The organism is Kitasatospora sp. NPDC002227 (genome assembly GCF_040296285.1).
Classification (GTDB): Bacteria; Actinomycetota; Actinomycetes; order Streptomycetales; family Streptomycetaceae; genus Kitasatospora.
The window spans coordinates 1-13,304 of sequence record NZ_JBEOWY010000013.1 but is presented as its reverse complement, the minus strand read 5'-3'; the positions used below and the strand labels follow the sequence as shown (position 1 = coordinate 13,304).

General features: G+C 72.5%; 10 protein-coding genes. 2 read left to right on the top strand and 8 right to left on the bottom strand.

Features of this window, described 5'->3' with window-relative positions; translation table 11 throughout:
- Positions 1-13: 13 nt before the first annotated feature.
- The 3 genes from ABT095_RS14250 to ABT095_RS14240 all read right to left on the bottom strand — a co-directional run bounded on the left by ABT095_RS14250 (position 14) and on the right by ABT095_RS14240 (position 2,784).
- Positions 14-712, bottom strand: coding sequence for a lasso peptide biosynthesis B2 protein (locus tag ABT095_RS14250; RefSeq protein ID WP_350529664.1), 699 nt, complete (start codon positions 710-712; stop codon positions 14-16).
- Positions 709-2,547: an asparagine synthase-related protein gene (locus tag ABT095_RS14245; protein WP_350529663.1), complete on the bottom strand. Its 1,839-nt coding sequence runs from the start codon at positions 2,545-2,547 to the stop codon at positions 709-711. The genes ABT095_RS14250 and ABT095_RS14245 overlap by 4 nt, the downstream gene beginning before the upstream one ends.
- A 108-nt stretch (positions 2,548-2,655) precedes the next feature.
- Positions 2,656-2,784 (bottom strand): hypothetical protein, encoded by a 129-nt coding sequence (locus ABT095_RS14240; RefSeq protein ID WP_350529662.1) that lies wholly within the window; start codon positions 2,782-2,784, stop codon positions 2,656-2,658.
- A gap of 228 nt (positions 2,785-3,012) precedes the next feature.
- On the opposite strand from ABT095_RS14240, the gene ABT095_RS14235 reads away from it, so the two are divergent.
- Positions 3,013-4,308, top strand: a complete 1,296-nt coding sequence (locus ABT095_RS14235) for a helix-turn-helix domain-containing protein (RefSeq protein ID WP_350529661.1) — start codon at positions 3,013-3,015, stop codon at positions 4,306-4,308.
- A 52-nt stretch (positions 4,309-4,360) separates the two neighbouring features.
- Here ABT095_RS14235 and ABT095_RS14230 read toward each other — a convergent pair whose 3' ends face one another.
- Positions 4,361-6,541: a hypothetical protein gene (locus tag ABT095_RS14230; protein ID WP_350529660.1), complete on the bottom strand. Its 2,181-nt coding sequence runs from the start codon at positions 6,539-6,541 to the stop codon at positions 4,361-4,363.
- 314 nt (positions 6,542-6,855) lie between these two features.
- Between ABT095_RS14230 and ABT095_RS14225 the strand changes: the two genes are divergently transcribed.
- Complete coding sequence (locus ABT095_RS14225) at positions 6,856-7,935, top strand: hypothetical protein (RefSeq protein ID WP_350529659.1); 1,080 nt, start codon at positions 6,856-6,858, stop codon at positions 7,933-7,935.
- Between the two features lie 18 nt (positions 7,936-7,953).
- On the opposite strand, the gene ABT095_RS14220 is transcribed toward ABT095_RS14225, so the two are convergent.
- From ABT095_RS14220 to ABT095_RS14205, 4 genes are all read right to left on the bottom strand, one after another.
- On the bottom strand, positions 7,954-9,954 hold the full coding sequence (locus ABT095_RS14220; RefSeq protein ID WP_350529658.1) for a hypothetical protein: 2,001 nt from the start codon (positions 9,952-9,954) through the stop codon (positions 7,954-7,956).
- Positions 9,955-10,323: 369 nt separating this feature from the next.
- Positions 10,324-10,782 carry a MarR family transcriptional regulator gene (locus ABT095_RS14215; protein WP_350529657.1) on the bottom strand — a complete coding sequence of 153 codons (459 nt, stop codon included), beginning with the start codon at positions 10,780-10,782 and terminating at the stop codon, positions 10,324-10,326.
- Positions 10,782-11,558, bottom strand: a complete 777-nt coding sequence (locus ABT095_RS14210) for a replication/maintenance protein RepL (protein ID WP_350529656.1) — start codon at positions 11,556-11,558, stop codon at positions 10,782-10,784. The genes ABT095_RS14215 and ABT095_RS14210 overlap by 1 nt, the downstream gene beginning before the upstream one ends.
- A gap of 1,534 nt (positions 11,559-13,092) precedes the next feature.
- Positions 13,093-13,304, bottom strand: a 212-nt coding sequence (locus ABT095_RS14205) for a hypothetical protein (protein ID WP_350529655.1), incomplete at its 5' end; no start/stop codon positions are given.

Below are 13,304 nucleotides of genomic sequence, written 5' to 3'. Positions count from 1 at the left end.
ATCACATGTTCGATCAGCCGATGGTGAGGACAGCCAGGTACGGCCAGACGCGGTCCATCGGGTCCTGGCCGATCACGTGCCCGTCGGCGAGGACCCAGGCGTGGGCGCCGCGCGGCGCGAACCGCACCCCCAGCACCCAGTTGACCCGTCGGCCGGTGAGTGCCGAGCCGAGGTGGACGGCCAGGGACTCCTCCAGGCACGCGACCCGGCCCGGCCACCAGCGGCCGGCGGCGCGCACCGCGGCCAGGATGGATTCGGCGTCGCCGACGGCGGCCGGGCGCCCGGGAAGGCGGGCGGCGGCGCGGGCGAGGGCGTGGGTGTGCCGGAACGGCAGCAGCCGTAGGAACAGCAGGGCGCTGGCCAGGCCGAGCACCGCGGCGGCCCGCCCCCGGGGCGTCGGCCGGGCCGGGAGCACGGTGCGGACCGGTGGGGCTGCGGCGGCCGGGGCGTGGTGGACGGGCCGCCCGGCGAGCAGCCGGTCCAGGTCGCCGACGACCCGCACCAGATCGGTCCGGACCCGGTCGGGGTCGGCGCCGGTCGCTGCCCAGCGGGCGGTCAGCGCCTCGATGGCGGCGGAGCGCTCCAGGGCATCGGCCGGCACGTCGAGCAGGTCGGCGGCGACCGGGTCCAGCACGGTCCAACGGCCGGTGGCGAGGTCGAGCACCCCTGCGCCGGCCGGGCCCCGGGCGGCGTGGACGCGGGCCCGGGTCACCGGGCGCCCTCCCGGACCGGGACCGGCTCCCACCAGCTGGCGCAGGAAACGGGCCGGCTGGTCAGCCACACCTCGGCGGCGACCAGAGCGTGCAGGCTCCCCAGGTCGTCCGGCGAGCCGTGGACCGCCCGGTCCAGCGAGGCCAAGACGGCGGCGGGGTCGATCAGCCCGGCCTGGGCCGGCGCCGAGGCGGTGAGCAGCGCGCGCACGGCGACCGCATTGTGGCGCAGCCCGTCGAACACCCCGGTGAACGCCGTCTTGGTGCGACGGGACAGCACCGGGCCGTGGACCAGGCCGGTCAGGGCGGCGCGGGCCAGCGGCTTGAAGTCGCCCGGGATGCGCCGCTCCCACGGGGGGACGGCGTGGCTGATGTCGACGATCCGGGTGTCCAGGAAGGGGGCGTGCAGCGGCAGGCCGAACAGGGCGCGGGTCAGAGTGTCGGAGTTGGCGAACTCGGCCCCGGTGGCTTCCAGGGCCAGGCGCTCGCGCAGCGCCCCGGGGCCCACGTCCGGGTCGGCGGCCTCGGCGCGGGCACCGAACAGGTCGGCCACGGCGGTGCGCCCGGCCGGGGTGAGCCAGCGGGCGGAGGGCAGCATGCCGCACCAGCGGGCCGCGTCGGCCGCATCCGGCAGGGCGCGCGGGGCGGAGCCGGTCAGGACGGTGTCGGCGAGGCGGGCCAGGGCCTTCGGGTAGGAGCCGCGGCCGGCAGCCGCAGTGGCGCGCAGGAGCGGGTGGGTGGCTGCCCGCCGGTCCCGGGCGAGCCGCTGGGCGTCGCGCAGTCCGGCCGCCCGGGCACCGGAGCGGTAGCGGTCGCCCGGGGAGGCGAAGCCGTCCAGCACGTTGTCTCCGCCGAATCCGGTGAGGTGCCCGGTGCTGCCGGCGGCGACGGCCGGGGCGAGTTGGGCGGCGAAGATGCCGAGCATGTCGACGCTGAGTGCAGGGGAGTCGGTGGCGGGTACGGCGGCCGGGTCGGCGAGGCGGTCGAAGTGCCGGCTGCCCGCCACCCGCCCGTCGACCACGTGCTGGGTGACGGCCGGGTAGGCGGCGGCGATCTCGGCCGCGTACAGGGTGTCGTCCTGCCCGGCCATCGCGGCGTCCACGTAGGTGACGGCGGTCAGGTCGGTGTGGGCAGCGGCCAGGCAGGTGATCGTGCTGGAGTCGACGCCGCCGGACAGGTCGCTCGACAGCGGCCGTCCGGTCAGGGCGCGACGGCCGACCGCGAGGGGGAGTTCGTGGCGCAACTGCTCGGCGGCGGCAGCGAAGGAGCGCCCGGCCGGGACGGGCAGCTGCTCGATCGCCGGCGGGGCGCCGGGGGAGAGGGTCAGCGCTGCGCCGGGCGGAACGCGGTGGGTACCCGCGTACCAACCGTCCGCGGCGGGCTCCGTGCCCCAGGTGGTGGCCTCGGCCAGCAGGCGGACCGGGTCCGGGGCGGCGCCGGTGAGGGCGGCCAGTGCGGTGGCGGACGTCGACCAGCTCACACCCGACCGGGTGGCGTTGAAGTGCACCGGGACGGCGGCGGCGCGGTCGCCGATGATCCTTAAGGTGTCGCCGGTCCGGACGATGGCCAGGTAGGAGCCGGGCAGGCGGGCGGCCTGGTGCCAGTGGCCGCGGGCGGCTGCGTCGGCGGCGGCCTGGACCTCTTCGGTGGTCGGCGGACAGGTGCCGGCCGTGACCACCTCGGCCGTGCCGTCCCGGGAGGCCGCGTGCCGCACCTCGCGGGCGTCGTGGCCGACGGCCCAGGCGCTCAGCGGGCCGTCGTCGAGGATCAGGTGTCCGCCGATCGGGCGGGCGGTGGGCGGGGACGTACGGGTGGCCGTGCCTGCGACGTACCTCATGGCGTGGGTTCCCTTGGTGGAGAGGCGTTCCGGAAAGAGCGGCGCACCCCGGCAGGGGCCGGGGTGCGCGCTCACCATCGGGTGGCGCCTAACGGCGCCGCAGGGAGGTCAGCCCTGCCAGTACATGGTGGAGTCCTTGTTGTTGAAGCCGCCGCTGCCCAGGGTGACGTCGCCGATCTCGCCCAGGTCGTCCACCGCCGGGGTGACGTACTCGGTCTCGGTGGTCTCGATGTCCATCTCTGCCTCCGCAGGGGGGATTTGTCGGTCTCCGGCTCGGGGGAGCCGGCTGACATCGAGAGTGCCGCTGACTCAAGCGTTCGAGAACACGCAGGCCCGATCTGTGCGGCTTCTGTGTGGACTCTCCAAGCCACACAAGGAAGTTGACGCAGCATAGGCGGCCTGTGGCGAGCCGCCCGGAATCGGTACGGTGGATCCAGACAGCAGCTCACCGCCTCGGGGGGCTTCATGGACCGCAGCAAGACCCAGCAGCAGGTGGAAGGCCGGCGCGTACGGCGCCTCCGCAAGAAGCTCGGCTTCACCCTCGACTACGTCGCCCAGTCCGCCCAGATCAGCACCTCGCTGCTGGAGAAGATCGAGGCCGGTCAGCGCGCGCTCTCACCTCCCGTGGCGTCAGCCCTGGCCACGGTGCTCGGCACCACTGGAGCCGAACTGCTCGCCCCGGCAAGCCCGGAAGAGGTCTCCGTCTCCGATACGCTGACCAGCACCCCCGCCGGCGAGTTGGAGGACGATGTGCGACGCCGCCCGTTCCTGGGCCTGGCCGCGGCGGTACTCGCCCCGGCCGCCCTCCAGCAGGACGCCCACGCCGCCGAACCGCTGTCCAGACTCGAAGACCTGCTCCTGTACGGCACCGGCCGCCTGCCTGCGCCCCGTCAGGAACCCACCGCCCAATCGGTGGCGGCGGCACTGACCGCTTCACGCCAGGAGTTCCGCGACGCCCGCTACGACCGGCTCGCCGCCGCACTACCCGCCCGGATCGCCGCCGCGCAGATGGCCGGCACCCCGGAGCAGCAGGCCGTCAGCACGGCCGCGCTCTACAACGTGGCGGTGCGGCTGTGCATCAAGATCGGCGACAACAACCTGGTGGCGGTCACCGCCGACAGGGCGCTGACCGCCGCGCGCGCCGGCGGCGACCCGCTGGTGCTCGCCGAGGCCCAGCGAATGGTCTCCAGCTCGTGGCGCCGGCAGGGCTCACTGGCACGGGCGACCGACATCGTGGTGGTCGCCGCCGAGGAGCTGCTGGCCGACACCACAGTGCCCGAGCCGGAGCGGCTGGCGCTGCGCGGCGACCTTTACGCGACCGCCGCCTACACCGCCGCCAAGGGCGGTGACCGCGGATACGCGCACGCGCTGATCGCCGAGGCCGCCGACAGCGCCGCCGCGGCCGGGCGCGCTTCCGGCCTGGTCGACGGGGTGCAGGGAGTGGCACTGCACGAGGTGTCGGTGCACTACGAACTCGGCGACGCCGGCCGGGCGATCGAGCACGCCCGCACCGTCGACCCCACCGCGCTGCCGACCGCCGAGCGGCAGGCCCGGTTCTTCACCGACGTGGCTCGCGCCTTCGACCAGTGGGGCAAACCGGAGCAGTGCTACCGGGCTCTGCTGGCGGCCGAGCAGGCCGCCCCCCAGGAGGTCCGCCGCGGCGCGGTCCGCGACCTCGCCGTCGGGCTGCTCCGGCATGACCGGCGCCTGCCCGGAGTACGCGACTTCGCCGCCCGCGCCGGAGTGCCCGTAGCGCTGTGAGCAGAGTCCGAGTGGCCTCGGCCGGCGCGGACGCCGGGTCGGCCGGGGTGCTCTACCGGCGACCGCCTCCCTCGCGCTGGTGGAACCACCCCTCGAAGAAGTCCTCGACGCGCTGAACGTCGGCCGGCAGGTCCCGCACGATCGCGGCGATGTCCTCCCCGGGGTGCGTCGGCCGGGGGTCCTCGCGGACCAGGGCGGCGATGTCGGCGGCCTGAAGCGCCGCGACCCCGGCGCGATGGCGCTCGCGCAGCGGGGCCAGGCCGGGGACGGCGTCGGCCGCGGTGAGGTAGACCTCCGCGAGGGGGTCGATGGCGATCGCCTGGCCGGCCAGGTGGCGGCGATAGGCGGGGGAGTCGACCGGCGCGGTGTTGGCGTCCTCACCGGGCCGGGTGGCGGCCAGAACGTGGTCCTCACCGAGCAGCGCACTCACCGTGCCCGCCTCCGGCCACGTCTCGCCCTGGCGCCAGTGCCCGTCCGCGGGCGGGTTGTAGAGGTAGGGCTCGCTCTGCCCGTCGAGGCCAGCCAGCGCCCGCAGCCCGGCGGTGAGCTCGTACAGGTCCAGGACCATCTCGCCGGGGCCGGTGGCCGCGATCAGCTCGGCCACCTGCGGGTCGGCATCGGCGGGGACGGGACGGGGGATGAGCAGCCGCCGGTCGAAGCTGCGCACCGACCGCGCTCCGGCGGCAACTTCGCGGCCGGCCTGCTCGGCCAGCGCCATCGCGGCGGGCAGCGAGTCCGCAGAGCCGAACCTCAACGCGGGGGTGGCGTGGTGCACCCATTCCGGCACCCCGTCGGGCCCGGGGTGAACGGCGTACCCGAAGTTGCCGTCGCTGCGCTGGTTGACCCGCAGCTGCAGCGGGACCGGGCTGTCGGGCAGCGGCTTCGCGGCGATCCAGCGGGCCAGCGGCGTCCGTTCCGAGGACAGGGCGGCGCCGTCGGCGGGATCGCTCTGCTGCCAGGGCCCGCGGGTGGTGACCCGGTGGGTGGCGGCGGCCAGCGCCCAGTCCAGCAGGCGGATCAGGATCTGCCGGCCCTCCTCGGTCAGCTGCTCCTCGTCCGGGCGGAAGTCTCGGGCGACCTCGTGGAACACGGCCGGCAGGAAGGCGAGCCGGCCCAGCTCCGCGAAATCGCCAGGGAACCCGTCCAGCGCCCGGGCGCACCCGGGCGGATCCAGCGGGCCACTCTCCCCGAAACCACCCTCAGCTGCCCGCCGGCGATTCGCCGTCCAGCCGCCCTCGTCGTCCAAGTAAGTCGTGCGTGGGTCGGCGAGCTCGGCGTCCGCGACCTCCAGCGCCCACCCGGCGGCCCGCACCGCCACCTCCGTTGCCTCGATCCCGGCCAGCACGCACAGGCCCTGCTGCGCCGTGCCAGGCCGCTCGGTGCCGGGTGGGGAAGGGTAGCTGGCCAGGAAAGGGAGCACCGCGGCGGTGGCGCTGGTCCGGGCCCGCGCGGGCCGCCCGGGCCACAGCTCACGGAATAGGTGCACGGTGACCCACGGCAGGGTCAGCCTGGCCCGGCCACCGGTCAGGTCGATCAGGCGTCCGGAATCCACCGCCAGCTCCACCGCCCCACCGTGGAAGTGGCGCTTGGCCAGCAGCTCCAGCAGGACCACGCGCCGTAGCAGCGCGGACAGATCCCCGGCGCACGGCGCCACCCGCTCCCGCTGCGCCCGGTCGGCCGCTTCCTCTCGGGGCCCCGGAGTGCCTGCGCGTTCGGAGTCGCCGGCCAAGAGCACGTCGCCCACCTCCACCGCGTCCGCCACCGCCCGCTTCCAGTCCCGGGTGAACACCTTCGCCAGGACGATCCGGTGGTCGGGGGCACCGGCGGGGTGGAGAGCGACGTCCTTCGTGCCGGCGCTCCACCGCAGCCCGGCGACTCCGGTCAGCGTTCCGTCGGCCCGCTGGACGGGCAGCAGCGCGCTGGCCCAGCGTCCGAGCTGTGCCCGGTCAACATGGAGGAGGGTCTCACCGGGGCGGGGTGTCACGCGGCTGATGCCGTAGGGGCCGCCGGTCTCAGCCGGCCGGTGCGATCCGTACGCGGCAAGAAGGGCCGCGAGCACCCGCGCTTCCCAGAGCTCCTGCTCCCCATGAGCGGGGCCGGGGACGGGGGCGCCGTGCGCGGTGACCTCGGCCACGGCGAGCTGGTGGGGCTCGCCGGTGGCGAGCACGCGGGCCTTGGCGAGAGAGCCGGCCGTACGGCGGCTGCCCGGCGATGAGGTGGTTCGTGTGGTCATGGGAGTCCCGTCGCGCACTGCCCGGTCAGCACGTCGAGGAAGAGACCGCGGACGTGGTGGTGCTGCAAACGATGTGGCGGCGCATGCTCGCGCGTTCAGCCTTCCCGGTGCCGCGCAAGGCCGGGAGCGGCACCCCGGCACGGCCGCCGAAGGCCGCCAGTTCGCATTCTAGGCTCTGGCCCACAGTGGCCCCAGTCACCTGATCGGGTGAACAGCGGGTCCGCCCGCCGGATGGGGCCACTCGGCGGAGCTTCGCCGGCTTTCGTCGACGAAGTCCCCGCCGGGGAGGGGAGGGCCGTCGGTACAGTGCCTCCATGATCAGTTCGGGGGGAATCCGGATCGACTTGGCGTCGATCGAGCAGGACCTGGAAGACAACGGTCACGACGGCTGCAGCGTCGAGTTCGTGCCCACCAGACCTTTCGCCGTGGACGAGGAGACCGTCGTCCTGGATGTCGCGGAGGAGGCGTTGGGCGCCGCCAACGACGGGGGCGGAGCGGACTTCCCGATGTTCGGGCAACAGCCGTCCCTCACCCTCGCCGGCGTCGGTGTGTCCCTCAAGAGCTACTGGGGCCCGGACTCCCTCAAGGCGTGGCTCCGCACGTTCGCCGACGCCCTGGAACAGCGCGGGTTCACCGGCCGGCTCACGGCCACCTCGCTCGTGGGGCCGCCGCAGTGGCTCTGGCACGACTACACCCCCCGAGCCGGCGCCTTCATCGCTCTCGACCACCCCCTCACCGACGCGAACGACACCGCCCGCTGGTGCGCTGAGACCACCGACTGGGCCCGGCACGGGGGCAGCCACGCCCTCCTCCACGCCGGACCGGTGCTCCAGCACGACACCTCGGACCAGGTGCCGCAGCACCTCGCCCGGACTCTGCGCACCGCAGGCCACGGCATCCTCACCTACATCGACCCCGCAGCCCCCCGCGCCGCCCAGGTACGAGTGCAGCAGGACGGCCTGGCCGTCTTCCAGACCTACGACCCGGCCGCCCCGACCACCGCGCTGGTGGCCCGGGCCCGGGACGCGATCGTGGCCAACGCCGACCGCACCCGGACCGCCTTCCTCACCATGACGCCGATGTGGTCCTACGGCTGGGAGCAGACTGGCCGCCAGCCACCGGCCGTCGACCCGTACGAGCTCCGCCACAACCACCCGGTCTGGGAGCGCCGCATCCCCGACGTCCACGCCCTGCAACTGCTCACCCGGGCCCACCTCGACCAGGTGCAGAACCTGTCCGGCTGGACCGTCACCGAGGTCCGCCCCGGCCGCTACCTCGTCGAAGCAGACGACCTCACGGCCTGGTGCGCGCCGGGCGGGCCGCCGGAGGCCGTTCTCGAACAGGCTCGCGCGGCCTTCGGCGCCGTGCTCGCGACTTCGAACGACCTGCGGTAAGTCGGGCCCTCACGGCCGCTACAGAGCGAACGGCCCGCCCCGTACCGAGAGTACGGTCGGGCGGGCAGTCTGGCCCAGGATCTCGCGGCGCCCTGCCCACAGGGGGCCATCAGCAGCAGCCGACCCGCCGCTGCTCCACTCCTGGAAGTGCTGGGCGACGGCGTGGAGGAATTCCCGCTCCAGGGTGGTGGTCGCCCCGGCGTCGGCTCGCAGGTGCTGCACGACGGAGAGCCCCGCGAGCCGGGAGAGCATGGTGCCGTGCTCGGCAGCCACGACCTCGCGGAGCCTGGCGGTGATGCCAGCCAGCTCCGAGGCGCCCGCAGGTGGCTGGCCATCGGCCTGGCCGGAGGTCTCCTCCAGCCAGGTGGCCATTACCTGGGCCTCGTACACGTTGAGGCGGATTCCGCTGCCCAGGAACACGGCGTGGAAAATCCGCAGGAGCAGGTCCCGGCGGCGGGGCTTGAGCCTGCGATCGTTGAGGCAGTGGCCGCAGAGCCAGCCCAGCCGCACCCCCTGCTGAGAACGCGGGCGGGGAAGCCGACCGAGAAGCGCGCCCCGGGGGACAGGGTCGGCGCACAGGTCGCAGGTGGCTCCCTCAGCCGCGGCACGGGTTGCTTCCGGGGCGGGCAGGACGCCAGGCACCCAGTCCGCAGGCGGTTCCTGAACGGCCGGGGCGGTGGGCTGGTGGTAGGTGCCCGGGCTGCGCAGCCACTGCTGGACCTGCCGGAGGGCCTCGCGGGCCTGCTCTTGGTCCATGTCCTCGCGGGTCGGGGCGCCCACCGACTCGTTGATCCGAATCTGGACGAACGGGATCACCTCGCCGACGGCCGTGCTCAGCCGACCGACGCGGACAGCGATTTCGGCCCGGGCCTCCATCACGTCGAGGAGGGCGATCTCCTCCTCGCGCAGCACGGGAGCCGGGATCACCATGGTCGACGGGTCGGCCACCCACTGCTCGGCCTGGTTGATCCCGACCACCAGGTCCTCCAGGTCGGCCTCCCAGCGACGCCTTACGCCCATCGCCTGGTTGAGCTGGGGGTGAATCACCCGCAGCGGCTGGCGGAGCAGCCGGCTCAGCGCGGCGGCCAGGTCGTTGAGGTGCTGGCGGCCAACGGCGTCCGTCAGCAGGAACACCGGGTCGCAGACCCGGCACTGCGCCCCGTCGGCGGGAGCCGGGCGCTCGCCGCAGGCCGTGCACACGAAGCCGGGGCAGCTGCCGCAGAGAGTGTCGCCGGTGCCGGTCTCGATCCAGGCGTCGGCGGGGGCTTCGTCGCGCAGCACCTGGGTGAGGGAGCGGCAGTTCCGGGTGCACCTTTCCGTGGCCAGGACGGCACCGGTCTGGCGGACCAGGGCGGTGCGGTACACCCGGTGGCCGGCGGGCCAGCCCCCGACGCGGGTGACGTCGGCGGTGGGGTAGAGCGGTTCGACTGCGGCGGCGGCGTAGGCGTCGAGCAGCCGGGGGTCGACGGCGTAGTGGCTGTCGTCGCTGTCGGCTACGCAGCCGCAGGGGAGTTCGGCCGGGTCGCCGAAGGCGGCGGCGTTCGGCTGGCCGCAGGCGGGGCAGATCGCCCACTGGTGGTGGTCGTCGTCGAGGGCGTACATGCCGCCGTGGTGGTGGGCGTGCCACAGGTCGCCTGGGCGGTTGTAGGAGTACGAGGGGATGGGCCCGAGGGCAAGGAGGGCGGTGCCATGCCACTCCTCGGGGACCTCGACGGGGGCGGTCGACTCCGCCGGGTGCAGGTTCTGGTGGGTCTCGGCGTAGAGGGTCTCGGAGCAGGCCGCTGCGAACTGTCTCCACCGCCCGAGCCAGCCATCGGCGAGGTGGTCGGCCTGGCTCTCGTGCGCGTCCAGCCACAGGCGCTCGCGCGGGAGCCAGAAGGCCGGGGTGAAGGTGCGGCCGTCGCCGGCGGTGAAGGTGGCCGACTCGTAGGCCCAGGGGATCTCGAGCAGGTCGAGGACCACGGACCACTGGGCGTGCAGGCTGGACCTGAACGAGGGCTGAGCCAGCTCGAAGGGCATCCGTACCTCGTCGGTCGGAACATCGGGGTCACCGGGTGCAACGAGTCAGGCGTGGGCGAAATGCACGTTGTCACCCGCTTGGAGGGGCGGGTGGAAATGCCCGAGCGCCGGAGCGCGGCCCGGGCGAGAAAGCCGCCATCGGTTCGGACCGGATCGCAGTTCGAGTGGAGCAGCTTGCTCGGGTGTGAGGTACCGCGACAGATATGTCAGATACCGCGACACATCAGGGGAGTTGTGTAGTGCTGGGGGCGACACTGCTGTGTCCGGCGAGGATGGGAGTGCCGATGGGGTCGGCCCGCAGTGAGCGGATCCGACCCCATCGGCTTGGGCCTGCACGGCGTGGCCCTGGTGCACTGGGCGAGGGCGTTGCTACACGGCGCGGAGGATAGACCGCCGGCGCCGGGTCTCTCGCGTGGCTTCCTCCTGCTTGACGCGCTCGCGGTACTCCTTGACGAAGTCGTCGTCGTCCAGGCGCATCGCGTCCGGCATGGCTTCGATCGCGTCCCAGGCTTCCCCGGGGGTGCGGTAGCCCGCGATCATGGAATTGAGCTGGTACACGCCATAGGACTTCATGTGCACGAGGTAGGCGATGTCCAATGCGGCTAGTGCCGAGGTCACGCTAGACCTGCTGACCCCGAGCAGCTTTCCGAGTTGCTCCTGTGCGATGACGATCTGCCCGCCTGGCTCCTGGTGTTCCTGAAGCATCAGGAGCACTCGGTACGCCTGGACGGGGAGGTTGAGTTCGGCGATCAGTCCGTTGAGGTTCACGGGCGTGAAGAGCGCTTCGGGCTCTTGCGCCGCCTGCGCTGCGTGCGCCGGCATGGTCATCACTCCTGGTCTGCGTCGATGTCGTCGAACAGGGTCTCAGTCTGCCTGACCTTGGCCCGATTCTCAGCTGCCTGGCGTTCTTCACGCCGCTTGAGGCGCTTAGCCTCCCGAGCCTTCTTGTCGTTCTCGATCGCCTCCTTGAGGGAGTCGAGGGAGGGGTACTTCACCTGCTCGGGCAGGCCGCTGTCCCAGATCTCCCGGAGGACGTCGCTCTGGTCGACCTCGGTGTAGTCCGAGGTGCCGTCGGGGTTCCGGGTGAGTTGGGCTCCACGCCAGCTGTAGACCGGGTTGATCCGGTACAGGCCGCGGGCCAGCATCATGACGATGCCGAGCTCCATCAGCTCCGCCAGCGTCTCGTTGACCTGGGTGCGGTGCACGCCCAGGATCTCCGCCATCCGCTCCTGGGTGAGCTCGATGGGCCCGCCGGCCTTCTGGTTCGCGATCAGGATCAGGATCAACCGCAGCGGCAGGTTGCCCCGGTAATACTGCGCGACCACGAAGAGGAACTCGAGCGAGTCCATCGCGAAGGCGTTCGGCGCCTCGGGGGTGCCATAGAACTGGAGAGCCTTCCGCTCTTTGCCGAGCGTCAGACTGCGCCCCGGGTGCGCCCGCGCAACGTCGTCAAGGGTCGGGGCCTGGTCAAGGCTCGCGACCGCCTTGGTGCGCTTGCCGCGGAACACCTGCCGCCGGGTCGGTGCAGCGGGGGCTTCCTCCGGGAGGTCCGGCACCGCTGTCAGCTTGCGGTTGCGACGACCCGCCTCGGCTTCCCTGGCCATGCTTGGTGGACCTCCTGATCGACGGCGGGACGAGCTGACGGTAGCGCGAAAAGACCAAATGTCGCGGTAGCTGACAGATGTGTCGCGGTATCCGGCACTTCGTTGGCCCAGTGTCCGGGCCAGAACGACATTGGCGCCGTGCAGCCGCCATCCCACGAGGGGCGGCGACTGCACTCGCGGCAGCCAACTACAAGCCTCCGAGTGTCAGCTACCGCGACATATTTGTCAGCTACCGCGACACTATCGCAAGATCAAATGTCGCAGCAACTGACACTCGGGGGGTGATGTGTCTGCACAGAAGGTTCGTTACTCATCGGTAACGTCCACTTTTCCTGGACACATTTCGGCGCCACAAAACGCTCTGACCTGCGGAAACGCCGAGTCTGCGCACAATCTATAACGGGGGTTGCTCCTAGCCGGCGGGAAACCCACCACCGGGGTGCATCGAGCCCTGCTCGATCCGGCAGTGCCGCGCACGGGCTCTGCCACATCCCGAGACGTTACTCCCGGCTCGACGCGATGGCCTTCGGCGCGCGGAGCCCCGGCGGGGGCTCCTCCGGACCCCGCCCCCGCCGGATCCCACCTCGGTGGTGCGCTCCGAGGCCCTCTTGCCGACCGGGGTGGGCCGGCTGTTGGGGTCGTGGTGGGCGGTGGAGGGCTGTGTGGGTGGCTGCTGCGTCTTCGGGGTGGTTGGTGCTCGCTGGTGTGTGGGTGGGCTGTTGCTGGGGCCGCTGGGCGGTTTTGGTCGGCCTGCTGCTCTGGTGGTCTGGCTGGTGCCTGTGCCCCGGCTGCCTGCCTGCCGTGCTCCGCCCCCGCCGCCGCTGCCGGGTGCTGTGTCCGGTCGCTGCCCGGCTTGGGTCGGGCCGCTGCGCCCCGGGGTCCGGTCGGGGGTCCTGGGTCTGGGTTGTGCTGTCCCGTGCGAAATCTGCACGGGCCTGTCTGTGCGTGCATTTTGTGCACGGGCTGTTCGGGGTTGTGGCTGGTGGTGTTGGTGGGTTGGTTGGTGGGGCGTGCAGTTTTTGCACGGGTGGTGGTGCTCTGTTCCTGTTAGCCGGTTTGTGGGGTGGTTGGCAGGTGGTGGTGGTGTTCCCGTTGGTGGGGGTGTGGCGGGCTCCTGGGGGCCTGTGGGGGGCCGTGGGAGCTCCGACCGGCCCGGAGGGTCGGCGGTGCGGTGGGGGGCGGGGGAGGGCCGGTTCCGGGTCTCATTCAGCGTGTGCATGTCACATAGGAAAGGTGGTCTAGTCCATGCCCCCGGAGGGGGCGGTTTTCCGGCCGTGAACATGTCGCTTTCGGCATGTGGTCCAGTCCAATCGGATTGGTCTATGCCTTAGAGGTCTAGACCACTGAAAACTGATGGGTCATCACCAAAAAGTGACGCCACGTCAGCAAACCCAATTCTCACCACCCCACCCTCGGACCCGCTACACTGGACCCATGACCACCACCACCCACCACCCAAGCGCGGAGCGCGCCACCACCAATCCCCTGACCAGCCAAAACACCATCCACCACCCCTCAAAGGCCGGCCGAACCCTCACCCACCACCACCGCGCTCCGGAGGAGCGCAGCCACCCTCCCGCTCTTCGCCACGGAGTGGCGAAGCAGCACCCGCCGCGTAGCGGCGGCGCGTCGCGGCTCCGGAGGAGACCGGCGCGCCGTTGACGAAGGCGTTGCTGTCCGGCGACATGGCCAAGGTGCAGGCCGCACTGGACTCGGTCGGCGCCTCGGTGCGAGCCATCCCCGGCC